Origin of the sequence: Phycicoccus sp. M110.8 (genome assembly GCF_032464895.1) — a bacterium.
Classification (GTDB): domain Bacteria; phylum Actinomycetota; class Actinomycetes; order Actinomycetales; family Dermatophilaceae; genus Pedococcus.
This window is the reverse complement of record NZ_JAWDIC010000001.1, coordinates 1,983,457-2,007,948: the sequence shown is the minus strand read 5'-3', so window position 1 is coordinate 2,007,948 and position 24,492 is coordinate 1,983,457. Positions and strand designations below refer to the sequence as shown.

Genomic DNA, 24,492 nt, shown 5'->3' with positions numbered 1-24,492 from the left:
CGTCACTTGGCTGCCAGCGCCGCGTAGAGGCGGTCCGGTGCGACCGCGCCCACGGCATACCGTCCGTCGGTCGTCACCACCGCCGAGAAGAGGGTGCCGCTGAGCAGGTGCCCCGAGCCCCACGAGCCGGAGACCTTGGGCAGCAGCGCCAGCATCCGCTGCAGCTGGGCACCGTTGGGGCCGGTCGCGCCGGCCTTGTCGCCGGGCTTGCCACTGCCCGTGCTGCCGGACGGGGTCGAGGCGGGGAGCTTGCCGACCAGGACGGTCGTCCAGCCCTTGCCGACGACGGTCGGGCGGGCGGCGGCCGCCTGGGCGCGCGCGGTCGCGGAGCCCCTCTGCAGGTCCGCCTTCGCCGGGAGGGTGTGCTCGGTGACCTTGGTGCCGGGCGGCGGGTTGAACGCGAACTGCGAGGCCGCCGGGGTGGCGAAGTCGACGCTGGTGAAGCCGACCTCGAACGCCGGGTTGGCGATCTTGGTCGAGTAGACCTGCACCCGCAGCGGCACGTGCTTCGTGGCGTCGATCGAGATGCGCACCTGGGCGACGAGGCTCTGCGCGTCCCTGGGCTTGAGGACCAGGTCGTAGGCCGAGCGGCCCGCGACCGAGGAGGTGCCGCTCGTCGTCACCGAGGTGGTGGGGTCGAGGGCCGCGAGCGCGCGCTGCGCCGCCTCCTGCGGCGTCTTCGGCAGGTCGGTGGCTGACGGCGTCGAGCCGCCGGTGCCGGGGGCGCCGCCCGCCGCGCCGGAGTGGTCACCGGTTGCCGACTCGGCCGGCAGCACGGTGTGGGTGGCGGTCTTGTCCTTGCTCGACCACATCCACACGTTGCGGCCGTCGCGGATCAGGTCGGACTCGCCGAGGCTCCCCACGAGCGCGAGCCGCTGCTTGTCCTGCCCGGCGAGCCACACCCGCCAGGTGTGCGTGCCGGCGACCGTCGAGGAGAGCGCGGACGACCCGCCCGAGCCGCCCTCGGCCCCACCGCCGCCGGCGAGGCCGGCGATGGAGGGCAGGCCGAGGTTGGAGGTCTGCACGACGGTGCCCGACAGGCCCGCCAGGCGCGCCTGCTGGACGTCGACGAGCAGCTGGGCCGCCGACCGCGGCGGCAGGCTCGGGTCCGCGCTCGCGCGGTGGTTGGCCGCGAGGGCCACTCCCCCGACGAGGACGACGGCTGCGCCGGGGGCGAGCCAGCGGGTGGCGGGATGGGTCGAGAACACGCTCATGGGGACATCGTGCGCCCGCCCACCTGTGAGGAGTCTGAGACGACGCGGAGCTGCCCTGCACCCGAGCGGCGGTCCCGTTGCGGGCCGTCGTGCCAGAGTGGTCGCCGTGCGGGTGCTGGTGGTCGAGGACGAGCAGCGGATGGCCGCTGCGCTGGCCAGGGGACTCGGCGCCGAGGGCTTCGTCGTCGACGTGGCCGCCGACGGGCCGTCCGGGCTGGAGTCGGCGCGCTTCGGCGGGTACGACGCCGTGGTGCTCGACATCATGCTGCCGGGCCTGTCGGGCTACACGGTCGTGCGGACCCTGCGCGAGGAGGGCAACGGCGTGCCCGTGCTGCTGCTGTCGGCCAAGGACGGCGAGTACGACCAGGCCGACGGGCTCGACTACGGCGCCGACGACTACCTGACCAAGCCCTTCTCGTTCGTCGTCCTGGTCGCCCGGCTGCGCGCCCTCATGCGCCGCGGCCCGGCGCCGCGGCCGCCGGTCCTCGACGCGGCGGGCATCACCCTCGACCCGTCGTCGCGCCGGGTGGAGGTCGAGGGGGCTGCGGTCGACCTGTCCCGCACCGAGTTCCTCGTGCTCGAGCACCTGCTGCGCGCGCACCCGAGCGTGGTGTCCAAGGAGTCGCTGCTCGACGACGTCTGGGGTGCCGGCCAGCGCGGCGACCCCAACGTGGTCGAGGTCTACATCGGCTACCTGCGCCGCAAGCTCGGCCGGGAACGGATCGAGACGGTGCGCGGCAGCGGTTACCGCCTGCGGGCATGAGGGTCTCGGGCTGGTACTCGCGGCGGACCCTGCGGGTGCGCCTCATGACGATCGGCCTCGTCGGCATCATCGGCGCGCTGCTGCTCGGCGGGGGCGTGCTGTATGCCGCGACCGGCGCCGCGCTCGACCGCGCCGTCCGCGCCGAGGCCCGCTCCAGCGCGCAGGACGTGGCGGTGCTCGTCAACGACGGGCGGCTGCCCGACCCGGTGCCGGTGAGCGGGGCGCAGCTCGTGCAGGTGCTCGACGCCCAGAACCGGGTGCTCTCCGGCTCGGTCGCGGCCGACCGGCTCACCCCGGTGGTGACGCCGCAGGAGAGGCCGCGGGTCCTGCGCGGCGACCCGGTGCGGGTGCCGGGCTCGCGCGCCGGTGTGTCGGGTCCGCTCGAGGTGGCGGGGGTCGCGGCCGGCCCGTCGGACGCGCCCGTGCTCGTGGTCGCAGCGGTGCCCACGGCCGACCTCGAGACGAGCCGGCGGGTCGTGCGCACCCTGCTGCTCGTCGCCTTCCCCGCCTTCCTCCTGGTCATCGCGGCCATCGCCTGGCGCGTCATCGGGTCGGCCCTGCGCCCGGTCGAGGCGCTGCGCCGGGGCGCCGAGCGGATCGGCGAGGCCGCCGACCCCGGCGAGCGGCTGCCGGTGCCGCCGACCCGCGACGAGGTGCAGGCGCTGGCGACGACCCTCAACGGCATGCTCGCCCGGCTGGCGGACGCGAGCGCGCGGCAGCGTGCGTTCGTGGCGGACGCGGCCCACGAGCTGCGCAGCCCGCTCGCCACGATGCGCACCCAGCTCGAGGTGGCCCAACGCCTCGGCGAGGGCAACGGGCTGGCAGCCGACCTGCTGCCCGAGGTCGAGCGCCTCGGACGCATCGTCGACGACCTGCTCGTGCTCGCGCGGGCGGGAGCACCGAGCCCGTCCCGACGGCTGGAGCCGGTGGACCTCGGCTCACTCGCGGCCGGTGTCGTGGCGCGGTATGCCGTGGCGCGCGTGCCCGTGACCGTCCGGGCCGGTGACGGGGCCGAGGCAACAGGCCCCCCGCAAGGAGCCGGTCCCGTGGGGGGAGCGGGTCCCGTGGTGATGCGGGGCCGGCCCGAGGAGCTGGACCGGGCGCTGTCGGCCCTGCTCGACAACGCGGTGCGGCACGCCGCGTCGGGCGTCGTGGTCGAGGTCTCCCGTCACCCGGCGAAGGACGGCCCGGACGTCGCGCAGGTCACCGTCTCCGACGACGGGTCCGGCATCCCGGAGGCCGACCGCGAGCGCGTGTTCGACCGGTTCGCCCGGCTCGACGACGCCCGCGACCGCGACAGCGGCGGCAGCGGGCTGGGCCTGGCGATCGTCCGCGAGCTCGTGGGCCGGCACGGGGGCTCGGTCCGGCTCGAGGACGCGGGACCCGGCACCCGCGCCGTGGTCCTGCTCCCGCTCGAGCGAGCGGGGCAGGACCACGGCGACGTGGGGGCGGGGCGCCTCAGTCCTGGGCCGGCCGGTTCGGCAGGCTGACCGGCTCGGCCGGCTCCTGCCCTGCCGTGGAGCCGTCCCCGGAGGCCGCGCCGTCCGCCGGGAAGGTGGGGTCCGCGGCATCGGTGCGGTCGGCGGAGGGGATGCGGTCCGCCGGGAGGTCGCGGTCCGCAGCCGGCGCGGACCGTCCGCCCACGCGGCTGGCCTCGAGCCGGGCACGGGCCACGATCGTCTCGGCCTCGGCGTGCGCCGCCGCGACGACCCGGTCGGCCGTGGCCTGGCTGCTGCGCAGGAGGGTGAACTCGAGGTCGTGCAGCTGCTCGGCGACGCGGTGGGTGGAGTGGCGTCCGGCCGCCGGGTCGTCGAGGTCCCGCAGGACCGAGGCGAGCCCGCGCTGGAAGCCCTCGAGCGCCTCCTCGACCTCGCGCCCCAGCGACGTGACCAGCGTGCGAGCCGCCGCGACGGCCTCGTCGCCGGCCCGGGCGCGTCGCCGGACCTCCTGCTCGGCAGCGCTGAGGACGTCGAGGGCCGCGACGGCGGTGAGCTCCTCGGCATCCGCCTGCGACTGCGGCTCGAGCACCCGCTCGGGGGCCGCCACCGCCGGCTCGACCACCACGGGCTCGGCCGCCGACGGACCGGCCAGGACGTCCTCGGCCGGGCTGTCGGTGCGCTCCTGCGCGCCGGTCGACGTGACCAGGCCGGTGGCCTCCGGCGCACCCGTCCCGGTGGTGGCGGCGGTCGCCGCGGCCGCGGCGACCGGGGACTCCTCCGTCATCGAGACGGTGGTGCGCAGCGGCACCTCCTTGACGAAGAGCACCGCCAGCAGGGCCACGACGCCGAACACCGCGGCGATGAGGAAGATGTGCCCGGTGGAGTCGCCGTAGGCGGCGCGGACGATCTCGCGGATCGGTGCCGGCATGTCCTTGATGTCGAGCGTGCCGGTACCGCCGCCGGACTGTGCCGCCGCAGCCGCCTTCGGGCCGAGGGCGCGCAGGCCCTCCGCGACGTGGTCGCGCACCCCGTTGGCCAGCACCGCACCCAGAACGGAGACGCCCATGGCGCCACCGAGGGTGCGGAAGAACGCGATGCTCGCGGAGGCGGCGCCGATGTCGCGGACGTCGACCGAGTTCTGCACGGCGAGGACGAGGTTCTGCATCATCATGCCCATGCCCAGGCCCATGAGGGCCATGGCCGTGCCGATCTGCCACAGCGGGGTGAGGTGGTCGAGCCGGCCGAGCCAGACCAGGCCCGCGGTGAGCAGGACGCCGCCGACGACGATGATGCCCTTCCACTTGCCGGTGTTGCTGACGTAGCGGCCACCGATGGTCGAGGACAGCAGCAGCGCACCCATGAGCGGGATGGTGAGCAGCCCCGCGTGGGTGGGGCTGTAGCCGCGCGAGACCTGGAAGTACTGGCTGAGGAAGGTCGTGCCGCCGAACATCGCGACGCCGACCGCCACGCTGGCGATGATGACCAGGCCGGTGGTGAGGTTGCGCAGCAGCCGGATCGGGATGATCGGCTCGGCAGCGCGCAGCTCCACGACGATCGTCAGCGCCAGGCCGACGAGGGTGCCGCCGAGGTAGAGGGCGGTCTGCGTCGACCACCACGGGAAGTCGTTGCCCGCGAAGGTGACCCAGAGCAGCGGCAGCGAGGACGTGATGGCGATGAGGACCGCGCCCAGGTAGTCGATCTTCGGCATCCGCTTGGGCGTGGTGATGTGCAGCGTCGCCTGGAGGATGAACATCGCGATGATCGCGAGCGGGACGCAGACGTAGAACGTCCAGCGCCAGCCCAGGCCGCTGTCGACGATGAAGCCACCCAGGAGCGGGCCGCTCACGGTGGAGACGGCCATGACGGCGCCCATGTAGCCGGAGTACCGGCCACGCTCACGGGGGGCGATCATGGCGCCGAGGATCGACTGGGTCAGGGCGGTGAGACCGCCCATGCCGAGTCCCTGGACGACGCGGCAGGCGATGAGGAACCCGACGCTGTGCGACTGGCCGGCGGCCACCGAGCCGAGGACGAACACGGCGAGCGACAGCTGGACGAGCAGCTTCTTGCTGAACAGGTCCGAGAGCTTGCCCCAGATGGGGGTGCTCACGGTGGTCGCGAGCAGGGAGGCGGTGATGACCCAGGTGTACTGGCGCTGGGTGCCGTGCAGGTCGCCGATGATGGTGGGCAGCGCGGTCGAGACGATCGTGCTGCTCATCAGGGCGGTGAACAGGCCGGCGAGCAGGCCGGTCATGGCCTCGAGGATCTGCCGGTGGCTCATCTCCCCGGTCTGTTCGGGGATCCCGGTGGCGGGCACGGTGGTGGCTGACATCAGTCGTTGTCCTGTGGGGTCGTGGTGGTCTCGTGGTGCCGCGTCGTTGCGGGGTGGGGGTCGGTGGCGCGCACGAGCGCGCGGTCGAGCTCGGCGAGCAGCCGGGGCAGCCGGTCGAGGTCGCCGGGGGGTATTCCGTCGAGCGCCGGCGCGAGGCGCGCGGCGGTCAGGCGCTGCACCCGGGCCAGGTGCGCCACGCCCTCGTCGGTGAGGGCGATCCGGCAGGACCGGGCGTCGGACTCGTCGGGGCGGCGGCGGACGAGGCCGTCCTCCTCGAGCTTGGGCAGGACCCTGCTCACGACCGAGGGGGCTACGCCGGCGGCGACGGCGAGGTCACCGGGGCGGTCGTGCCCGTCGGCGCGGGCCAGGGCCTTGAGGACGGCGACGGGGGTGCCCGACGCGCCGGCGCCCTCCTCCTGGAGGCGGCGGCCGATCGACCGGCTGGTGCGGATCAGCCCGGTCAGTGCCGACAGCACCTCCAGGGCGTGGTCGACGGCGGCGTCGGTGGGCGCGCCGCTCGTCGGTGCCGTGGGGGCCGTGGTGGTCATTGGGGAACTCCTTTGGTTGCGCTACGCAACTTTAAATCACTTAGTTGCTGAATGCAACTTGATACCCGACAGCACCAAAACGGCGGTTGCTCGGCACACCGCGGGTTGATGAGCCGCGGGTTGCCGCGCAACCGCCGTTGTGCGGAAGGACAGAGCGCCGGCGGTCGGGCCCCCTCGGGGTCGCGCGGGGAGGAGCGCGTCAGCCGGTTCCGGTGTCAGGCGGCCCGGCTCCGGAGTCAGGCGGCGCTGCGGTCAGGTGCCGGAGTCGTTGAGCTTGCGCAGGAGGCGGGCGAGGGCGGCGATGTCGGCCGCCTCCCAGGCCTGCAGCTGAGCCCGCAGGCGCGCGCGGCGCCCGAGGACCGAGCGGTCGAGCGCCTCGGCGCCCTGCGGCGTCAGCCGCACCTGGCGGGCCCGCGCGTCGTCGGGGTCGGGGATCCGCTCGACGAGGCCGAGGTCCTCGAGGGTCGTGAGGTTCCGGCTGGTCGTCGACTTGTGCAGGCCCAGCACCTCGGACACCTCGCCGCCGCGGGCGCCCCCGCCCGAGGCGGACAGGTCGCGCACGGCGATCAGGACGGCATACCCGGCGGAGTCCAGGTCCGGGTGCACCTCGGCGGCGGTCCGCTGCTGGGCGCTGCGCGCCCGCCGCATGAGCCGCGTGAGCTCGACCTCGAGCTCGCCGAGCGGGGAACGGGACATGGCGAAAGAGTACGGGCGCAGCCCGCGGCCACGGTACGTCGCCCGGCGGAGGTCGCACGCGTGTCGCCGTCCGGGGCGCGGCCCGGCGACCCGGGCGATACTGGCCCGACCGCGCCGGCAGCCGGCGCGGGTCCCCGTCCGGAAGGCAGAGCCCCGTGCCCGCCCCACACCCAGCCACACCCTGCAGGCCCGCACCCCGCAGGCCCGCACCCGGCTGGCCCGCGCCGTGAGCCGGCTGCGGTTCGTGGGCGCGATCGCGGGCGCGGGCTCGACCTCGGGTGCGCGGCTCGTCGTCGGGCGCTGGCTCGAGTCACCGCTCGGCACCTTCGCCGACGTCATGGTGGAGGACGCAGCGGGTCACCGGACGCTGCTCGCGCCGTCGCCCGGGGTGGCCGACTTCGTGGCGCAGACCTACGCGTTCGACGAGGTCGTCCAGGTGCCGGTGGCCGTCGCCGAGGACCGTGGCCCGCGCGGTCGCGGCTGGCGGGTCACCGCCGGCGGGGTGCTGTCCCTGCGCCTCGGCATCGGCCGGCGGGCACCGCTGGGCTGGCTGCTGCGCGCCGTGCCCGAGCCCGTCGCCACGAGCACGTGGTGGGCCGGCGCGGTCGACCCGGTCGCGAGGACCGTGCTCCGCGGCGTCCGCACCCGCGGCGCGGCGCTCGAGGGCCGGCGCGAGTGGTACGGCGCGACCGACCTGCACCGGGTCACCTCCCTGTCGGGCACCTGGCGCGGCACCGACCTCGGCGACCTCGCCCCGGTCGACCCGCCGTGCTCGTTCGGCTTCTCCTCGACGCCCCGCACGCCCGGGCTGACCCGGGTCGTCACCACCGTGGAGCTGCTGGACCCGTCACGGAGCCGCTGACCCGGGGAGGGGCGCGGGGCGGCGTGCGAGGGTGCGTGTGACGAAGCCGCGCCGTCCGGGTGGTGGCGCCTGGAGGGCCGTACCCGCCGGGGTTTGGCACACTGCACGCGTGCGCCGCATCACCCAGTCCCGCAAGCTGCACCAGGTCCGCTACGACGTCCGTGGCCCGATCCTGGTCGAGGCGCAGCGGCTGGAGGCCGAGGGCCACAAGATCCTCAAGCTCAACATCGGCAACCCCGCACCGTTCGGCTTCGAGGCGCCGCAGGCCGTGCTGCAGGACATGGTCCACCACCTGCCGAACGCCCAGGGCTACAGCGACTCCCGCGGCATCTACTCGGCCCGGACGGCCGTCGCGCACTACTACCAGTCGCGCGGCCTGACCGACACGCACGTCGACGACGTCTTCATCGGCAACGGCGTCTCGGAGCTCATCTCCATGGTGCTGACGGCCTTCGTCGACGAGGGCAACGAGATCCTCGTGCCGGCCCCCGACTACCCGCTGTGGACCGGCGCGGTGACGCTCGCCGGTGGCACCCCGGTCCACTACCGCTGCGACGAGTCGAACGGCTGGAACCCCGACCTCGAGGACATCGAGGCCAAGATCACCCCCAACACCCACGCCCTCGTCGTCATCAACCCCAACAACCCCACCGGCGCTGTCTACAGCGAGGGGACGGTGCGCGGGCTCGTCGACATCGCCCGGCGCCACGACCTCGTCCTCATGTCCGACGAGATCTACGAGAAGATCCTCTTCGCCGACGACCAGCACCAGCCGGTGCACCACCACACCGCGACGTATGCCGGTGACGACGTCCTGTGCCTCACCTTCAGCGGGCTGTCGAAGGCCTACCGCGTGTGCGGCTACCGGGCGGGGTGGGTCATGGTGTCCGGCCCGAAGTCGCTCGCGTCGGACTTCCTCGAGGGCCTGACCCTGCTGGCGAACATGCGGATGTGCGCCAACGTCCCCGGGCAGCACGCGATCCAGACCGCGCTCGGCGGCTACCAGTCGATCGAGGAGTACATCCACCCCGGCGGCCGGTTCTACGAGCAGAGCAAGACGGCCTGGCGGCTGCTCAACGAGATCGAGGGCGTGTCCTGCGTCGAGCCGCACGGGGCGCTGTACTGCTTCCCGCGCCTCGATCCCGAGCAGTTCCCGATCGAGGACGACCAGGCGTTCGTCATCGAGCTGCTGCGCGAGAAGAAGATCCTCGTGACGCACGGCACCGGCTTCAACTGGTTCGAGCCCGACCACTTCCGGCTCGTGACCCTGCCGGACGTCGAGGTGCTCACCGAGGCGATCGGCCGGATCGGCGAGTTCCTCGACACCCGCCGCCGGTGAGCGGCCAGCTCTTCCTCTGGGGCGCGCGCACGTTCCTCGTCGTGGTCGCGCTGCTCCTGCTCGCCGCGCTGGCCTGGGTCTTCCGCGCCGTCACCGTCACCGTCGCGCAGGAGGGGCTGCGAGCCCGGCGCGAGGGGAGCTGGTGGGCGCCCTTCGTCCCTCGACCGGACGGCCGGTACGGCCCGCTCGCCGACAACCGCTGGTGGTCGGTCTTCCGAGCGCCCGAGCGCCGCACGACGGGCGCCCTCACCTGGCGGTGGTCGGCGTGGACCACCACCGCTGTGGTCCTGGGCCTCGCCACCGTCGGGGCGGCGGTCGAGGTGGCGCTGCTCGTCGTCCACGGCTGGTCCTGATCCGGCTGGCACAGGCCTGCCCGGCGCGCGCAGTCACAGCACCGGCACAGGTGCGGCCCGGGTGGCGGCCAGCCCGCGGGGCGATGCTCGAACCGCGCCGACGACCCGACCGGGTCGGGCACGGGGACGAGGAGGCCGACATGAGCGTCATCCATGACCTGCGGAACCACGAGCGCCCGACGCGCCTCCGGCGGCTGCTCCTGCTCCTCGCCGCGGCCGCCCTGGTCCCGTGGGCGGCATACCTGGGCGTCTCGCTGCCCACCCGCTACACCGTGTCGACGTGGAGCCTGGCGTGGGTCGGGTTCGACGTCCTCGTCGCGGCGCTGCTCGCGGCCACCGCGTGGCTGGGCCTGCGCCGCCGGCCCGAGTTCGCGCTCGCTGCGGTGGCGGCCGCCGGGATGCTGGGCGCCGACGCGTGGTTCGACGTGACCACCGCCAACGCGAGTGACCGCCTCGGCTCCGTGCTCAGCGCGGTGCTCGTCGAGCTGCCGCTGGCCGTGGCGCTGGTCGTGGCCGCCGCGCGACGGGTGCACGAGCTCGCGCGGGCCGGCGCCCCTGCGCGCGGCCGGCAGGACGCACCCCGCTGACGACGCGACGCCCCCACCCACGCCGAGCGAGGGTGGGGACGCCGCGGCGGCTCAGTCGGCGTCCGCCACGACGCCGGCCGCCTCGGCCGTGACCAGGGGGTGGCGGGGTAGCGCGCGGGCGACGAGGGCGGCCACGAGCATGAGCCCGACCAGCACTGCCAGCGACGCCTCGACCGCGGGCCGGAAGACCTCGACCGGCGAGGACGACGCGTGCGCCTGCGCCACGGAGAAGAACAGCGACCCCACGGCCGCCACCCCGGTCGCCCCTGCGAGCTGCCCGGTGGTGCTGAACAGCCCGGACGCCGACCCGGCCTTGTCGACCGGCACGTCGGCCAGCGTGAACACCCCGATGGGCGACACCATGAGGCCGAACCCGGCACCCGCGACGACGAACCCCGGCAGGAACGCCCACAGCGACGTCGAGGCGTCCGCCCCGTGCACGGCCACGCCGATGAGCACGGCGCCGGCAGCCCAGGTCAGGGCCCCGATCTGCAGCACCCGTCGGCCGATCCGCGGCGCGAGGACCGCGACGCCGACCCCGGCGAACACCGTGGTGGTCAGCGCGAACGGCACTCCGGCGAGCCCGGCCCGCAGCACCGACCAGCCGAGCCCTGCCTGCAGGTAGACGGTCTGGCACAGGAAGTACGACGACATCGAGGCGAAGAGCAGGGCGTTCATCGTCGACCCTGCGGCGAACCCGCGGCCGCGGTACAGGCTCGTCGCCACCAGCGGCTCGCGGCCCGCCCGCTCGGCCCGCCACTGGGCCCGGCCGAACAGGACGAGGACGGCCACGCCGGCCGCCATCGCGGCATACACCCAGGCGGGCCAGCCGAGCTCGCGCCCGAGCGTGAGCGGGTAGAGCACGCCCAGCAGCCCGAGCGCCAGCACCACGACCCCGCGCAGGTCGATCCGCGGGCGCCGCTCGGCGACCGACTCGGGCACCCAGCGCAGGGCCGCCGCGACCGCGGCCAGCCCGAAGGGGACGTTGACGAGGAAGATCGCGCGCCAGCCCAGTCCGGCCACGTCCGCCTGGGTGAGCACGGCGCCGATGACGGGGCCGAGCACCGCCGACAGGCCGGCGAGCCCGGTGAACATGCCCATCGCCCGGGCCCGCTCGTGCGGCCGGTACATCACCTGCAGGCTGGAGAGCACCTGCGGGATCATCGCCGCGGCCGCGACGCCCTGCACCGCCCGGAAGGCGACGAGCGCCTCGGCGGTGGGGGCCAGGCCGCAGGCGGCCGAGGTGGCCGTGAATCCGACGAGCCCGGCGACGAAGACCCGCTTGCGACCGAGCAGGTCCCCCAGCCGCGAGCCGGTGATGAGGGCGAGGGCGAAGGCGAGCGGGTATGCCGCGGCCATCCACTGCAGCTGCGTGTCGGTGGCGCGCAGCCCGGACTCGATGGTCGGCAGGGCGACGTTGACGATGGTCGTGTCGAGCAGCTCCATCGTCGAGGCCAGGAACAGGCTGAGCAGGGCGATGGTGCGGGCCCGGCCGACCGGCAGGGGGCCGCGGGCGCGGGCGGAGGCCGTCGGCGCCGCGCCCGCCTCGTCGGGCGGGACAGGTGGGGCGGCCGCGGGGACCGGGGCCGGGAGGTCGGTGTCCAGCGTGGTGCTCATCGGGGTCTCCTTCGTCGAGGACTGCTGCGGTGTGCTTCTCCCGACGACGCTAGGGAGCATTCCGGTCACTTCCTGACCGCATGGTGCGAGACTGTCGACCCATGGCCAACACGAGCTCGCGCACCCTCCGGCTGCTGTCGCTGCTGCAGACCCACCGGTTCTGGCCCGGCGGGGAGCTGGCGGGCCGGCTCGAGGTGTCCGAGCGCACCCTGCGCCGGGACATCGAGCGGCTGCGCGAGCTCGGCTACCCCGTCGACTCGGTGCGCGGCGTCGAGGGCGGCTACCAGCTCGGCGCCGGAGCCGCCATGCCGCCGCTGACCGTCGAGGAGGACGAGGCGATCGCCATGGTGGTCGCGCTCAACGGTGCCGCGCAGCTCACCAGCGGCACGCTGTCGGAGGCGTCGGTCAGCGCCCTGTCGAAGGTGGTCCAGGTCCTGCCACCGAGGCTCCGGCGCCGGGCGGAGGCGCTGCGCGCCGTCACGGACGACTCGCCGTTCTCCCAGGCACCGACGGTGCGCGCCGACGTGCTCGCGGTCGTCGCCCAGGCGACACGCGACACCGAGCGGCTCCGGTTCACCTACCGGGCCCGGGGTGGCCAGGCGGCCGGCTCGGACCTGCGGCGGCACGTCGAGCCGCACCGGCTGGTCACCGTCGGGCGCCGGTGGTACCTGCTCGGCTACGACCTCGACCGGCAGGACTGGCGCTCCTTCCGGATGGACCGGCTGAGCGAGCCCGAGGGCACGCGGGCGCGGTTCCGCCCGCGGGAGGTGCCCGGCGGCGACGCCGCGGCATACGTGCGCAACGGCCTGTCCCGCAACGAGGTCCGCACGACCGTACGCGTGCTGGTGCACGCCCCCGCCGCCCAGGTCGAGCCGCGGACCGGGCCGTGGGCCTCGCTTACCCCGGTGGACGAGCACTCGTGCCGCATCGAGATGGAGGCGCTCGAGCCGCGGTGGGCGATCTTCGGCCTCGGGGTGATCGGCGCGCCGTTCACGATCGAGGAGGCCACCCCGGAGGTGCGGGCCGAGCTCGCCGACTGGTCGGCCCGGTTCGCCGCCGCGGTCGGCGCAGGCCCCGGCGGCGGTCCGCCGCCGGCCGAACGCCGGACTGGTCGCGGTCAGCGGGTGCACACGGACGACCGCGCGCACTAGGTTCGGATCGCCCCACCGGCGCGGCCCCAGGAGCGCAGCATGACCGACACCCTCCCCAGCGCGTCCCCCAGCGCGTCCCCCGACGCGGCCACCGGCGGCTCGGCCGGCGCGTGGTGGCGCGACGCCGTCATCTACCAGGTGTACCCGCGCAGCTTCGCCGACGGGAACGGCGACGGCGAGGGCGACCTGCCCGGCCTGCTGGAGGGCCTGCCCTACCTCGCCGACCTCGGGGTCGACGGGATCTGGATCTCGCCGTGGTTCCCCTCCCCCATGGCCGACGGCGGCTACGACGTCAGCGACTTCCTCGACATCCACCCGATGTTCGGCACGCTCGCCGACGCGGACGCCGTGATCGCCCGGGCGCACGAGCTCGGCCTCAAGGTCATCATCGACGTCGTCCCCAACCACACGTCCGACCAGCACCCGTGGTTCCGGGCTGCGCTGGCGGCGGGTCCGGGGTCGCGGGAGCGGGCGCGGTACCTCTTCCGCGACGGCCGCGGACCCGGCGGCGACGAGCCCCCCAACAACTGGATCAGCTGCTTCGGCGGCTCCGCCTGGGAGCGCGTCACCGAGGCCGACGGCCGGCCGGGCCAGTGGTTCATGCACATGTTCGCGCTCGAGCAGCCGGACCTCGACTGGACCAACCCCGACGTGCTCGCCGACTTCGACGACGTGCTGCGGTTCTGGCTCGACCGCGGCGTCGACGGCCTGCGGATCGACGCGGCCCCGGCCATGGGCAAGGCGGCCGGGCTGCCCGACGCCGACTACGGCGACGTCGCCGAGTTCCGCACGCTGGAGTGGACCGACAACCCGCACTGGGACGTCGACACCGTGCACGAGGTCTTCCGCCGGTGGCGCCGGATCGCCGACACCTACGAGGGCGACCGCGTGTTCGTCGCCGAGGCCGTCGTCAACGGGCCCGAGCGGCTGGCGAAGTACCTCCGGCCGGACGAGATGCACTCGGCCTTCAACTTCCCGTACATGAAGTCCGCGTGGGACGCCGGCGCGCTGCGGTCGGTGATCGACGCGACGCTCGCGTCGTACGAACCCATCGGCGTCCCGTCGACCTGGGTGCTGAGCAGCCACGACGAGACCCGGCTCGTCACGCGGTACGGCCGCCGCACGACGAGCTCGGTCTTCATCACCGACGGCGCCGGCGAGGAGTCCGACCTCGAGCTCGGCACGCGCCGGGCCCGGGCGGCCGCGCTGCTCATGCTCGCACTGCCGGGCGGCGCCTACGTCTACCAGGGCGAGGAGCTCGGCCTGCCCAACGTCGACGACCTGCCGGACGAGGTGCTCCAGGACCCGATGTTCGCCCGCAGCGGCGGGACGATGCGCGGCCGCGACGGCTGCCGGGTCCCCCTGCCGTGGGCCGGCGAGCACCCGCCGTACGCGTTCAGCCCTGCGGGCGCGTCGACCTGGCTCCCGCAGCCCGAGGGCTGGGACCGGTACACCGTGGAGCGCGAGCGCGACGACCCCGGCTCGATGCTCAACCTCTACCGCGAGGCCCTGCACCTGAGGCGGGACCTGCCGGGCCTCGGCGCCGTGGGCCTGCGGTGGCGGGAGTCGGCCGACGGGGTGCTCGACCTGGAGCGCGGGTCGGTCCTGCGGTGCGTCGTCAACATCTCGTCCGCGCCGGTCGCACTGCCCGGCGACACGCAGGTGCTGCTCGCCAGCGCGCCGGTGGACGCCGGGATGCTCCCGGTCGACGCCGCCGCCTGGCTCCGCCCGGCCTGACCCGACACACCCCCCGCACGTCGTGCCGGTGGGCCCCTCAGCTGCCGGGCCGCCGGCGCCGGGGTGCCGCCCGGCTCGCTGCGGCGCCCGAGCGGGCGCTCCCGCCGAAGATGATGGAGACGCCGAGCATGAAGCCGAAGTCGTACCAGGCGCCGGAGTTGCGCACGGCGTAGATGCCCACGTCGTCGCGGAACAGCGACACCAGGAACGTGATCGGGCTGATCAACCCCTGCCACAGGCCGAGCCAGAAGCCCGGGACGCCCGGGCTGGAGGACACCGACGGGTTGGCGTCGGCGGCACACGCGCCGACCAGCAACAGGACCGCCACGGCCAGCACGACCGCTGTCGCCGTGGACCCACGCAGGGTCACCGGGCGACCCTGCCGGCTCACGGCGTGGCCGCCTGGACGGGTGGGCCGGGGTGCCGCACCGAGGCGCGCTGGACCATCACCACGACGAGGACCGCCCCGGCGACGAGCAGCAGCACACCCAGGACGAGCAGCACCACGCCGACCGTGCCGAGCCACGGGAGCTCGGCGCCCGCCAGCACGGCGGCGGAGACCCCGGCGGAGGCGTCGGAGTTCATGACGACGACGGACCAGTCGCCGCTGGTGGGACGCCACCGCAGGTCGACCGTGCCGGTGCCCTGCGCCCGGGCGACCCAGAACGGGGCCGCGGTCGGCGTCGTCGCCGGGGCGACCCCGGCCAGGTCACGGTCGCCGGAGGACCGCGTGGCCACCTGGGTGCGCGCCACCCCGGCCAGGTAGCGGTCGACGTCGGCCGTCGGCCCGATGCCGACGAACACCGACTGGCCGGCGGACTGCGGCGTCACCCGGATGCGCACGTCTCCGACCACCCTGGCGGCCCAGTCGGTCCCGTCGGACCTGCTGTCCACCACGGCCGACGGGGTGACGACGGCATACCCCGCCGAGCGGACGGTGCGGTCGACCACGGTGACCAGGCCGTCCTGGCGCGCGGCGTTGTCGGCGACGACGAGGGCCAGCCCACCGGTGAGCATGCCGAGCGACACCAGGACCGCGACGGACCCGGCCACCACCCCGACGACCCGTCCCGCGACCCACCCGGTGCGCGGGGCGGCGGGACCGACGGGTCCGGACGGCGGCCCTGCCGGCGCGGGCGGGTAGGTCCCACCCGGTCCGCCACCCGCGACGCCCGGCTGCGCGGGGCCGGTTCCCGCCCCGGGCGCCGGCCCTGCCCCAACCCCGGACCCCGAGGGGACGACCGACCCGGTCGCCGGACCACCGGCGGTGGGCGCGGGCGCGCCCCCTGCGGCGAAGGCCATGGCGAACGGCTCGTGCGGACCCTGGTCGAGGCGGAACGGGGGGTAGGCGTCGGTCATGAGGCCGACGTAGGCGGCGACCCGGATCACCCAGCGGTTGAGCCCGAGCAGCAGGTCGTAGAGGGCCTGCGGGTACCGCCCGGTCACGGCGAGCGCGACTCCGGCGACGAGTGCGAGCACACCGATGAGCCCGGTCTGTGCGCCGACCGTCCGCCAGCGGTCGGCCGTGTGCACGGCGTACGAGCCCGACCCCACGAGGACCGCGACCACGACGTAGTGCGGGATGGCGAGCAGCCACCACTTCACGAGCACGAGGCCCCGCGAGAGGTGCTCCGGGTAGTCGATCTCGAGGTGGGCCGGGTAGTCCGGCACCTCGGCGAGCGTGAACGGCGGGTAGCGGTCGGTGCCGAGGGCGCCGTAGGACCAGTACGCCACACGCCAGCTCCACCGCAGCACCCCGGCGTTGAAGTCGAACAGGGCCCGCGGGTACTCGCCCGTGATGAGGATCGCGAAGAACGCCACGATGCTCAGCACGGCGAACGCCGCCCAGAGGAACGCCAGGACGATGACGTGGGGGATCGCCAGCAGCCACTTCACCAGCCACAGCCAGCGGGAGGCGTGCGGGCTCGTGTCGGCGTCGAGGTGGACGGGGTAGGCGACCGGGCGCGGTGCGGGCGCCGCCGGTGCGGTCGGGAACGCAGCCATGGAAGGACCTCCTGTGTCACCTCGACCGTCGCGCCGTCGCCGTGGGCGTCCTAGGGCCCTTGGGCCCGGGGTCGACGGCGGGCCCCGTCGCCCGGCGAGCCCGCGCGCGGTCCCGCAGCCGGCGCAGCAGCCACCAGCCCAGCAGCGCCCCGCCGACCGGGACCTCCATGCCGATCACGAACAGGCGGTAGAGCAGGACGGCGGCCGCGGCAGGGGCAGGGGCGGTGCCCAGGGCGACGAGCAGCCCCGTCATGCCCAGCTCGACGATCCCGGTCGCGGCCGGCGAGATGACCGCCAGCGACAGCAGCCGCTCCACCGCGAACGCCCCGGCCACCACCACGAGCGGCGGTCGCGCCCCGAGCAGGTCGAGGCAGAGCCAGAGCAGCACCGCCTGCATCACGGCATACGCGAGCTTGCCCACCGTCAGCCGCACCCACGCGACCCGCACGAGGTCGGCGACCGACGCGACGGCCGCCACCACGCGGTCGGAGTAGGACGTGCCCGGCGCGGGCAGGCGGCGCAGGAGGGTCGCGACGGGGTCGACCACCCGTCCCAGCCACGCGACGCGGCGGGGCTCGCGCAGCACGACCACGGTCACCACGACCAGCGCCAGCAGGGTGGCGCAGGCACCCAGGCCCGCGGTGGTGAGCGCCTCGGAGTGCGTGCCCGAGGCGAGGAACCAGCCGAGCGCCAGGGCCGGGACCGCGAGCCGGCCCAGCACGTCCCAGATGTTCGTGAGCAGGGCCCACCGCAGGAACGCGGCGGTCCCGAAGCCCCAGGCCCGCACGGCCCAGTAGTTGACGGCCGACCCGGCCGCGCCCCCCAGCGGCAGGAGGTTCGACACCGCGCTGCCGGTGATGTTGAGGAAGAACGCCCGCCGGTGGCTCAGGCCGGGCAGGGCGGCCGAGAGCGCCACCGTCTGCACGGCGAGCCCGGCGAGCCACACGGCGGTGAGCAGCCCGACCTCGGCCACGGTCAGCTGGGCCAGCACCGCACCGACCTGGTCCCAGCCCACGCCCGCCACGCGCGGCAGGCCGAAGGCGAGCAGGGCGATCGCCAGCAGCGCGGCGGCGACGGCCTCCCCCTCGCGCAGCCACCGCGCGCCACGGGAGGCGGGCAGCGGCGACCGCGCCCGCCGGTCGGGGCCGGTCGCGGACACGGCCCCATGGTGGGCGCCCGCCGCCGGCCGGCACAGGGACCTTCGACCCCGGCGCGACACGCCGGGACACGCGGACACCACATCTGGTGCCGAGATTCCGCACCCGCCACCCCATATGGTGGTCCCCAGCTGGTCCGGGGCCGAGATCCATCGGCTCCGGGGCAAGAGGGAACCCGGTGCGACTCCGGGACTGCCCCGCAGCGGTGACCGGGAACGACCGCCGTCAACCAAGCACTGCGCCCCCGGGCGTGGGAAGCGACGGCCAGTAGGAACCGTGGTCGGCACCTGCCGTCCACGGCACGCCCGGGAGTCCGAAGACCTGCCAGCGGCCACGCGCACCCGCGCGTGGTGGAGTCGTGGCCTCGAGGGCGGGTCCAGCGACAGCGGTGCGACGTGCGCGGCAGCGGTATGCCGGGGACGCGCCCCCGTGTCGTCGTCCCCTCCCCGCGTGGCCCGGCTCCTCCGGAACAGCTCGCGAGGAGAGAGCAGATGACCCAGGTCGAGGACCGGGCGCCCGGCGCCCCGGAGACCACCGAAACCACGCCGCGCCGCAGCACCATGCAGGTGCGCAAGCGCAACGGCGACGCCGAACCCGTCGACGTCATGAAGATCGTCCGCGCCGTCGAGCGCTGGTGCGACGACCTCCCCGAGGTCGACCCCATGACGGTCGCCACCCGCACGATCAGCGGGCTCTACGACGGCGCGACGACGGCCGAGCTCGACCGGCTGTCGATCCAGACGGCGGCCGAGATGACCGCCACCGAGCCGGAGTACTCCCGGCTCGCGGCCCGGCTGCTGTCGAACTACATCGACAAGGAGGTGCGCGGCGCGCAGGTCGCGTCGTTCAGCCAGGCGGTGCGGCTCGGCCACCTCGAGGGGCTGGTCGGCGACGAGACCGCCGCCTTCGTCGAGGCGAACGCGCGCAAGCTCGACCACGCCGTCGACCCGTCCGCCGACCGGCGGTTCGAGTACTTCGGCCTGCGCACCGTCTACGACCGCTACCTGCTGCGCCACCCGCAGACCCGCGACGTCATCGAGACCCCGCAGTACTGGCTGCTGCGGGTCGCCTGCGGCCTCGCGCACACCCCGCAGGAGGCGATCGACTTCTACCGGCTGATGTCGAGCCTGGCCTACCTGCCGAGCTCGCCGACCCTCTTCAACTCGGGCACCCGGCACACGCAGATGTCGTCGTGCTACCTCGTCGACAGCCCGCGCGACGAGCTCGACTCGATCTACGAACGCTACGCACAGGTTGCCAAGCTGTCGAAGTTCGCCGGCGGCATCGGCATCTCGTGGTCGCGGGTCCGCGGCCGCGGCGCCCTGATCCGCGGCACGAACGGCCACTCCAACGGCATCGTCCCGTGGCTGCGCACGCTCGACTCCTCGGTCGCCGCCGTCAACCAGGGCGGCCGGCGCAAGGGCGCCGCCTGCGTCTACCTCGAGCCGTGGCACCCCGACGTGGAGGAGTTCCTCGAGCTGCGCGACAACACCGGCGAGGACGCCCGGCGCACGCACAACCTCAACCTCGCCAACTGGGTCCCCGACGAGTTCATGCGCCGGGTCGAGGCCGACGAGCAGTGGTCGCTCATCGACCCCAGCGAGGTGCCCGAGCTGCCCGACCTGTGGGGTCCCGCCTTCGAGCGGGCGTATGCCGCGGCGGAGCGCGAGGGCCGCGTCGTGCGCACCGTGAGCGCGCGCGAGCTCTACGGGAAGATGATGCGGACGCTGGCGCAGACCGGGAACGGCTGGATGACCTTCAAGGACGCCAGCAACCGCACCTGCAACCAGACCTCGGACGAGCAGGGCCCGGGCTCCCCCGTCGTGCACCTGTCCAACCTGTGCACCGAGATCATCGAGGTCAGCAGCGACGGCGAGACCGCCGTCTGCAACCTCGGCTCGGTCAACCTGGCCCGGCACCTCACCGCCGCACGTGACGGGATCGACTGGGGCGCACTGCGATCCACGGTCCGCACCGCGGTGACCTACCTCGACCGGGTCATCGACGTGAACTACTACCCGAGCACCGAGTCGGCCGCCTCGAACCCGCGCTGGCGCCCGGTCGGGCTGGGGATGATGGGGCTGCAGGACGTCTTCTTCGCCCTCCGGCTGCCGTTCGACTCCGACGAGGCGCGTGAGCTGTCGACCCGCATCGCCGAGGAGGTCTACCTCTCGGCCCTGGAGCGCTCCGCCGAGCTCGCGGCCGAGCACGGCGCGCACCCGGCATACGGGCAGACGCGGGCGGCCCGCGGCGACCTCCAGCCGGACCTCTGGGGGGTGACGCCGACCCAGACCGAGCGGTGGGGCGCGCTGCGCGCGGCCGTCGCCGACCACGGGCTGCGCAACAGCCTGCTCGTGGCGATCGCCCCCACGGCGACGATCGCCTCGATCGCCGGCTGCTACGAGTGCATCGAGCCGCAGGTGTCGAACCTGTTCAAGCGGGAGACGCTCTCGGGCGAGTTCCTCCAGGTCAACACCGCCCTGGTGCGCGAGCTCAAGGACCGCGGGCTCTGGACGCCCGAGGTGCGCGAGGCCGTCAAGCGCAGCGAGGGCTCGGTGCAGGGGGTGCTGGACCTGCCCGAGGACGTGCGGCTGCTGTTCCGCACCGCGTGGGAGCTGCCGCAGCGGGCGCTGATCGACCTCGCCGCGGCCCGCCAGCCGTACGTCGACCAGAGCCAGTCGCTCAACCTGTTCCTCGCCGCGCCCACCATCGGGAAGCTCAGCTCGATGTACCTGTACGCGTGGAAGGCCGGGCTGAAGACGACGTACTACCTGCGCTCACGACCCGCGACGCGGATCCAGCAGGCGACGGTCTCCGTCGCCGCGAGGGTGCCCAACCCGACCACCGCGACGTCCGCCGCGGCACAGCCCACCCTGACCCCGACCGACCAGGAGGCCATCGCGTGCTCCCTGGAGAACCCCGAGAGCTGCGAGGCCTGCCAGTGACCGTCGACCAGACCACCACCACCACCGCCAGTGACCACACGAGCACCCGGATGCTGCTCGACCCGGGCATGAACCTCACCCTGCGGCCGATGCGGTACCCGCACTTCTACGAGCGGTACCGCGACGCCATCAAGAACACGTGGACGGTCGAGGAGGTCGACCTGCACTCCGACCTCAAGGACCTGAAACGGCTCACCGACGCCGAGCGCCACCTGGTCTCCCGCCTCGTCGCCTTCTTCGCGACCGGCGACACCATCGTGGCCAACAACCTCGTGCTCAACCTCTACCAGCACGTCAACTCCCCCGAAGGCCGGCTGTACCTGAGCCGGCAGCTGTTCGAGGAGGCGGTGCACGTGCAGTTCTACCTGACGCTGCTCGACACCTACGTGCCCGACGAGAGGGAGCGGGCGGAGGCGTTCGCGGCGGTCGACACCATCCCCTCGATCAAGCACAAGGCCGACTTCTGCTTCCGCTGGATCGACTCGGTGTTCGAGCTCGACCGGCTCGAGACGCGCGAGCACCGCAAGGCGTTCCTGCTCAACCTGATCTGCTTCGCCGCCTGCATCGAGGGCCTGTTCTTCTACGGCGCGTTCGCGTACGTGTACTTCCTGCGCTCGCGCGGGCTGCTCAACGGCCTGGCGTCGGGCACCAACTGGGTGTTCCGGGACGAGTCGATGCACATGGCGTTCGCGTTCGACGTGGTCGAGACGGTGCGCGCCGAGGAGCCGGACCTGTTCGACGACGAGATGGCGGCGCAGGTGCGGGCCATGCTGCGCGAGGCCGTCGACGCCGAGGCGCAGTTCGCCGAGGACCTCCTCGGTGGCGGGGTCGCCGGGCTCTCCACGACGGACATGCGCACCTACCTGGAGTCGGTCGCCGACCGGCGCCTGGCGCAGCTCGGTCTCGAGCCGGAGTACGGGGCGAGGAACCCGCTGGCGTTCATGGAGCTGCAGGACGTGCAGGAGCTGTCGAACTTCTTCGAGCGCAGGGTCTCGGCCTACCAGGTGGGCGTGACCGGCCAGGTCGGCTTCGACGACGACTTCTGAGCCGACGACGAGCTGTGCACAGGTCGTGTGCCGGGTGGTCGTACCACGAAGACCACCCGGCACACCCCGCCCCGCCGCAGCGGCCACGGCCCCCCGGCTGCCCGCCGCGCGCTTGGGCTCGTTCGCGACGGTCCTCCTGCGGATGCCTGTGGTCAAGAGCCACAGGCCCGTATGCCGGTGATGTCCGTGAAGTCCCGCGGCACCGCCGCGTTCTCGTGGTCACGCGTCCACGACGGCATACGCTGGCCGCATGTCCCGACCCCTCGCCCTCGCGCTCGGCGGCGCGGTCTTCGCTGTCGGGGTCCTGTGGACCCTCCAGGGTCTCGGCGTGGTCGGCGGCAGCCCCATGACCGGCGTGACCCTGTGGGCCGTCGTCGGGCCGGTGGTCGCGATCGTCGGGCTGGTCCTCGCCCTGCGCGGTGCCCGGCTGCGGCGCTGACCGGCCCCTCGGCACCTCTCCCCCGGCGAGCCTCGCCGCGGCGGCCTCACCCGGTCGGCGCCGGCTGCCTCAGCGCGAGACGTCGGCCAGCGCGTCCACGAAGACCTGTGCGCCGGCCTTGACCCGCTCGGTGTGCGTCGCCCGGTTCCAGGTGTCCCAGCGCAGGCGCAGGTCGGCCCGGCCCCCGGGGCCCGCGTCGACGACGACGCCGATGTCCTGCACCGGGACGGCGACCGGCCGCCGGTCGCGCGGGACCACAGCCGTCCTCGAGGACGGGTCACCGAGGCCGAGCATCGACCACGGCAGCCGCAGGGTGACCCGGGCGCCTTGCAGCTGCCAGGTGGAGCGGTCGTCGAAGTCTGCGGCGGCAGGGTCCCAGGAGCCGCGCCTCAGCCGGCCCACCTCGAGGAACTCGGCGGGGCTGTGCTGCCCGGTCAGCGGGAGGACGAACGGCCGGTTCACGGTCAGCCGCTCCAGCGACCAGCCGTCGGCCGCGGGCCTGGGCACGGAGGCCGCGGGCAGGCCGTCGAGCAGCACCGGGTCGATCGCCCCGTCGACGACCATCGTGGCGGTCCGCGCCGCCGGGTCGACGGTGACCGCGTAGTCGTAGGCGCCCCCGGCCCTGGTCGAGCCCCCGGGCAGGGCCAGTCCGCCGGGGACGACGTCGAAGCCCAGCCGCACGGGCGCCGTCGGCGCCTTGTCCAGGTCGATCGTGAGGTAGGCCCAGGACGCGTCGTGGTCGACCGTGACCCGCTGCACGCCGGAGCGTGACTCCCACGGGACGCTCCGGCCCACCCGTGACGGGTCCTGCGCGACCAGCCCGAAGTGCTGCTCGTTGGTCAGCGGGTCGTGCCACACCGCCCGGCGCTCGCCGTCGACGACGGCCTGCCGCCCGATGGTGTTCCAGGTGAACTTGAACCACTCGTCGACCCAGGAGAAGAGCAGGCCGCCCGCGAGCCCGGCGTCCTTGAAGGACCGCAGCATCGAGGCGTCCATCGCGAGCGCCTCCTGCTCGCTGTGGTCGCCCTGGTCGCGGCCGTTGGTGCCGTCGTGGGCCGAGCCCAGCGAGGACGGCACGCCGAACTCGGTGACGAGCAGCGGCATGTGCGGTGCGAAGTGCCGCTTCAGGTCGAGCAGGTAGGCGAGGTACGGGTCGTCGGCCTTCGCGTAGGCGGGCTGGTGCCGCAGGAAGTCCGGGTAGTACGGGTAGGCGTGGAAGCTGGCGAACGTCCCGCCCGGCCAGGCCTTCGTCGGCAGCACGTGGTCGGCGTCGACGCCGACGGCGTCCTCGCTCCTGAGCGGCTCCGCCGGGTGGCGCAGCGGGTCGGTGGTGGGCCAGTTGACGAACGCGATGGGTGCCGAGACCCCTCGCGCCGCCTCGCGTGTCGCGAGCTCGTCCATCCGGGCCGCCAGCCAGCGCTCGGTCGGGGTCGCGTCCGTCGTGTTGGCGAAGTACCGGCCGCGGTGCAGCGGCTTCGCAGCGTTGCGGGCGTCGGAGGCACGGGTGGCGTACCCGTCCCACTCCACGCCGACGATCCAGGCCGCCACCCACGGCGACACGTCGGCCGTCCACGTGCCGCCGGCGCGCCCGGTCCGCGGGGCGCGCGTGAGGTCGCCGTGCACGGCTGCGGACGCGTCCCGCAGCTCGGCATCCATCGCGGCGGTCGGCCCGGCCGCGAACAGGTCGTGGCTGCGCAGGTAGGACTCGTCCGGCAGGTAGACCCCCTGCACCAGGTAGATGGGCGCGTCCCGGTGCGCCTCGTCGTACGCCTTGAGCTCCTCGTACATCGCCGGCGGGTGGATCGTGTAGACGCGCAGCGTGTGCACGCCCATCTGGCCCATCTGGGCGAACCAGCGCCGGTACTCCTCGCGGCTGATCGCGAGCTCGCCCGGGCTGTGGCCGGGGGTGGTGCTCCCGAGGTTGACGCCCGACCAGAAGTCGACGTCGCCGTGCCCGGTGTGCAGCAGCAGCCGGTCCCCCTGGGCGGCCGCCACCGTGGACAACCCGCCGGCGGTGGTCGGGTGCGGAGCCCAGGACCGCGGGTCGGCGAGCGCGGGCTTCCAGCTGGCCGGGGCAGCGACCGGGGTGGTCGGCGCCGTCGCGGGTGCGGGGTCCGTGGTGCACGCGGCGAGGGCGAGCACACCGGCGAGGACGCCGGCGAGGGCGGCGGGCCGGCACTGTGCCCGTCGCGGGGCAGGCGTCATCGTCGGGTCGTCCTTCGTGGTGGTGGGGTCGGTCGCGACCGTATGCCGCGGCCGCACC

General features: G+C 74.3%; 20 protein-coding genes and 1 riboswitch. Of the genes, 11 read left to right on the top strand and 9 right to left on the bottom strand.

The annotated features are described in order from the left end of the window. Positions 1-2 precede the first annotated feature (2 nt). Positions 3-1,214, bottom strand: coding sequence for a hypothetical protein (locus RKE38_RS09540; RefSeq protein ID WP_316007193.1), 1,212 nt, complete (start codon positions 1,212-1,214; stop codon positions 3-5). Positions 1,215-1,320: 106 nt separating this feature from the next. On the opposite strand from RKE38_RS09540, the gene RKE38_RS09535 reads away from it, so the two are divergent. Both RKE38_RS09535 and RKE38_RS09530 read left to right on the top strand, forming a co-directional pair. Next, positions 1,321-1,977: a response regulator transcription factor gene (locus tag RKE38_RS09535; protein ID WP_316007192.1), complete on the top strand. Its 657-nt coding sequence runs from the start codon at positions 1,321-1,323 to the stop codon at positions 1,975-1,977. Then, positions 1,974-3,467, top strand: coding sequence for a sensor histidine kinase (locus RKE38_RS09530; RefSeq protein WP_316007191.1), 1,494 nt, complete (start codon positions 1,974-1,976; stop codon positions 3,465-3,467). Before RKE38_RS09535 ends, RKE38_RS09530 begins: the two co-directional genes overlap by 4 nt. Here the strand turns inward: RKE38_RS09530 and RKE38_RS09525 are convergent. From RKE38_RS09525 to RKE38_RS09515, 3 genes are all read right to left on the bottom strand, one after another. Continuing rightward, positions 3,436-5,748, bottom strand: coding sequence for an MDR family MFS transporter (locus RKE38_RS09525; RefSeq protein ID WP_316007190.1), 2,313 nt, complete (start codon positions 5,746-5,748; stop codon positions 3,436-3,438). The genes RKE38_RS09530 and RKE38_RS09525 overlap by 32 nt on opposite strands. Further along, positions 5,748-6,296 carry a MarR family winged helix-turn-helix transcriptional regulator gene (locus tag RKE38_RS09520; RefSeq protein WP_316007189.1) on the bottom strand — a complete coding sequence of 183 codons (549 nt, stop codon included), beginning with the start codon at positions 6,294-6,296 and terminating at the stop codon, positions 5,748-5,750. The genes RKE38_RS09525 and RKE38_RS09520 overlap by 1 nt, the downstream gene beginning before the upstream one ends. A gap of 252 nt (positions 6,297-6,548) precedes the next feature. Continuing rightward, complete coding sequence (locus tag RKE38_RS09515) at positions 6,549-6,992, bottom strand: MarR family winged helix-turn-helix transcriptional regulator (protein ID WP_316007188.1); 444 nt, start codon at positions 6,990-6,992, stop codon at positions 6,549-6,551. 226 nt (positions 6,993-7,218) lie between these two features. Here RKE38_RS09515 and RKE38_RS09510 point away from each other — a divergent pair, with 226 nt between their 5' ends. The 4 genes from RKE38_RS09510 to RKE38_RS09495 all read left to right on the top strand — a co-directional run bounded on the left by RKE38_RS09510 (position 7,219) and on the right by RKE38_RS09495 (position 10,133). Continuing rightward, positions 7,219-7,854, top strand: a complete 636-nt coding sequence (locus RKE38_RS09510; RefSeq protein ID WP_316007187.1) for a hypothetical protein — start codon at positions 7,219-7,221, stop codon at positions 7,852-7,854. Between the two features lie 109 nt (positions 7,855-7,963). After that, the gene (locus RKE38_RS09505) at positions 7,964-9,193 is read left to right on the top strand and encodes a pyridoxal phosphate-dependent aminotransferase (RefSeq protein ID WP_316007186.1); all 1,230 of its coding nucleotides are present in this window, start codon (positions 7,964-7,966) and stop codon (positions 9,191-9,193) included. Further along, entirely contained in the window at positions 9,190-9,546 is a 357-nt protein-coding gene (locus RKE38_RS09500) for a hypothetical protein (RefSeq protein WP_316007185.1), read from the top strand. Before RKE38_RS09505 ends, RKE38_RS09500 begins: the two co-directional genes overlap by 4 nt. Before the next feature lie 140 nt (positions 9,547-9,686). Beyond that, positions 9,687-10,133 carry a hypothetical protein gene (locus RKE38_RS09495; protein ID WP_316007184.1) on the top strand — a complete coding sequence of 149 codons (447 nt, stop codon included), beginning with the start codon at positions 9,687-9,689 and terminating at the stop codon, positions 10,131-10,133. A gap of 51 nt (positions 10,134-10,184) precedes the next feature. Here RKE38_RS09495 and RKE38_RS09490 read toward each other — a convergent pair whose 3' ends face one another. Beyond that, positions 10,185-11,750, bottom strand: a complete 1,566-nt coding sequence (locus RKE38_RS09490) for an MFS transporter (protein WP_316007183.1) — start codon at positions 11,748-11,750, stop codon at positions 10,185-10,187. A gap of 101 nt (positions 11,751-11,851) precedes the next feature. Here RKE38_RS09490 and RKE38_RS09485 point away from each other — a divergent pair, with 101 nt between their 5' ends. Both RKE38_RS09485 and RKE38_RS09480 read left to right on the top strand, forming a co-directional pair. Beyond that, positions 11,852-12,901, top strand: coding sequence for a YafY family protein (locus RKE38_RS09485; RefSeq protein ID WP_316007182.1), 1,050 nt, complete (start codon positions 11,852-11,854; stop codon positions 12,899-12,901). Between the two features lie 39 nt (positions 12,902-12,940). Beyond that, the gene (locus tag RKE38_RS09480; protein ID WP_316007181.1) at positions 12,941-14,638 is read left to right on the top strand and encodes a glycoside hydrolase family 13 protein; all 1,698 of its coding nucleotides are present in this window, start codon (positions 12,941-12,943) and stop codon (positions 14,636-14,638) included. Positions 14,639-14,675: 37 nt separating this feature from the next. On the opposite strand, the gene RKE38_RS09475 is transcribed toward RKE38_RS09480, so the two are convergent. Genes RKE38_RS09475 through RKE38_RS09465 form a run of 3 tightly spaced genes read right to left on the bottom strand, consistent with a single transcriptional unit; the run spans position 14,676 to position 17,801 of the window. Further along, a complete protein-coding gene (locus RKE38_RS09475) occupies positions 14,676-15,008 on the bottom strand; it encodes a hypothetical protein (RefSeq protein WP_316007180.1) in 333 nt (110 codons plus the stop codon). 17 nt (positions 15,009-15,025) lie between these two features. Continuing rightward, positions 15,026-16,642, bottom strand: coding sequence for a DUF4389 domain-containing protein (locus RKE38_RS09470; protein WP_316007179.1), 1,617 nt, complete (start codon positions 16,640-16,642; stop codon positions 15,026-15,028). Positions 16,643-16,658: 16 nt separating this feature from the next. Further along, positions 16,659-17,801 carry a lysylphosphatidylglycerol synthase domain-containing protein gene (locus RKE38_RS09465; protein WP_316007178.1) on the bottom strand — a complete coding sequence of 381 codons (1,143 nt, stop codon included), beginning with the start codon at positions 17,799-17,801 and terminating at the stop codon, positions 16,659-16,661. A 113-nt stretch (positions 17,802-17,914) separates the two neighbouring features. Continuing rightward, positions 17,915-18,143: riboswitch (cobalamin riboswitch) on the top strand. Between the two features lie 147 nt (positions 18,144-18,290). Between RKE38_RS09465 and RKE38_RS09460 the strand changes: the two genes are divergently transcribed. The 3 genes from RKE38_RS09460 (at position 18,291) to RKE38_RS09450 (ending at position 22,229) form a co-directional block, all read left to right on the top strand. Beyond that, positions 18,291-20,744, top strand: coding sequence for a ribonucleoside-diphosphate reductase subunit alpha (locus RKE38_RS09460; RefSeq protein ID WP_316007177.1), 2,454 nt, complete (start codon positions 18,291-18,293; stop codon positions 20,742-20,744). Continuing rightward, complete coding sequence (locus RKE38_RS09455; RefSeq protein ID WP_316007176.1) at positions 20,741-21,790, top strand: ribonucleotide-diphosphate reductase subunit beta; 1,050 nt, start codon at positions 20,741-20,743, stop codon at positions 21,788-21,790. The genes RKE38_RS09460 and RKE38_RS09455 overlap by 4 nt, the downstream gene beginning before the upstream one ends. 250 nt (positions 21,791-22,040) lie before the next feature. Next, positions 22,041-22,229, top strand: a complete 189-nt coding sequence (locus RKE38_RS09450; protein ID WP_316007175.1) for a hypothetical protein — start codon at positions 22,041-22,043, stop codon at positions 22,227-22,229. A 69-nt stretch (positions 22,230-22,298) separates the two neighbouring features. Here RKE38_RS09450 and RKE38_RS09445 read toward each other — a convergent pair whose 3' ends face one another. Continuing rightward, positions 22,299-24,434, bottom strand: coding sequence for a hypothetical protein (locus RKE38_RS09445; RefSeq protein WP_316007174.1), 2,136 nt, complete (start codon positions 24,432-24,434; stop codon positions 22,299-22,301). Positions 24,435-24,492 lie beyond the last annotated feature (58 nt).

Coding starts and splice junctions, on each gene's coding strand:
- RKE38_RS09495 (WP_316007184.1), top strand. CDS start 9,687: ATGAGCGTCATCCATGACCTGCGGAACCACGAGCGCCCGACGCGCCTC.
- RKE38_RS09515 (WP_316007188.1), bottom strand. CDS start 6,992: ATGTCCCGTTCCCCGCTCGGCGAGCTCGAGGTCGAGCTCACGCGGCTC.
- RKE38_RS09520 (WP_316007189.1), bottom strand. CDS start 6,296: ATGACCACCACGGCCCCCACGGCACCGACGAGCGGCGCGCCCACCGAC.
- RKE38_RS09485 (WP_316007182.1), top strand. CDS start 11,852: ATGGCCAACACGAGCTCGCGCACCCTCCGGCTGCTGTCGCTGCTGCAG.
- RKE38_RS09490 (WP_316007183.1), bottom strand. CDS start 11,750: ATGAGCACCACGCTGGACACCGACCTCCCGGCCCCGGTCCCCGCGGCC.
- RKE38_RS09445 (WP_316007174.1), bottom strand. CDS start 24,434: ATGACGCCTGCCCCGCGACGGGCACAGTGCCGGCCCGCCGCCCTCGCC.
- RKE38_RS09470 (WP_316007179.1), bottom strand. CDS start 16,642: ATGGCTGCGTTCCCGACCGCACCGGCGGCGCCCGCACCGCGCCCGGTC.
- RKE38_RS09530 (WP_316007191.1), top strand. CDS start 1,974: ATGAGGGTCTCGGGCTGGTACTCGCGGCGGACCCTGCGGGTGCGCCTC.
- RKE38_RS09450 (WP_316007175.1), top strand. CDS start 22,041: ATGTCCCGACCCCTCGCCCTCGCGCTCGGCGGCGCGGTCTTCGCTGTC.
- RKE38_RS09525 (WP_316007190.1), bottom strand. CDS start 5,748: ATGTCAGCCACCACCGTGCCCGCCACCGGGATCCCCGAACAGACCGGG.
- RKE38_RS09480 (WP_316007181.1), top strand. CDS start 12,941: ATGACCGACACCCTCCCCAGCGCGTCCCCCAGCGCGTCCCCCGACGCG.
- RKE38_RS09460 (WP_316007177.1), top strand. CDS start 18,291: ATGACCCAGGTCGAGGACCGGGCGCCCGGCGCCCCGGAGACCACCGAA.
- RKE38_RS09540 (WP_316007193.1), bottom strand. CDS start 1,214: ATGAGCGTGTTCTCGACCCATCCCGCCACCCGCTGGCTCGCCCCCGGC.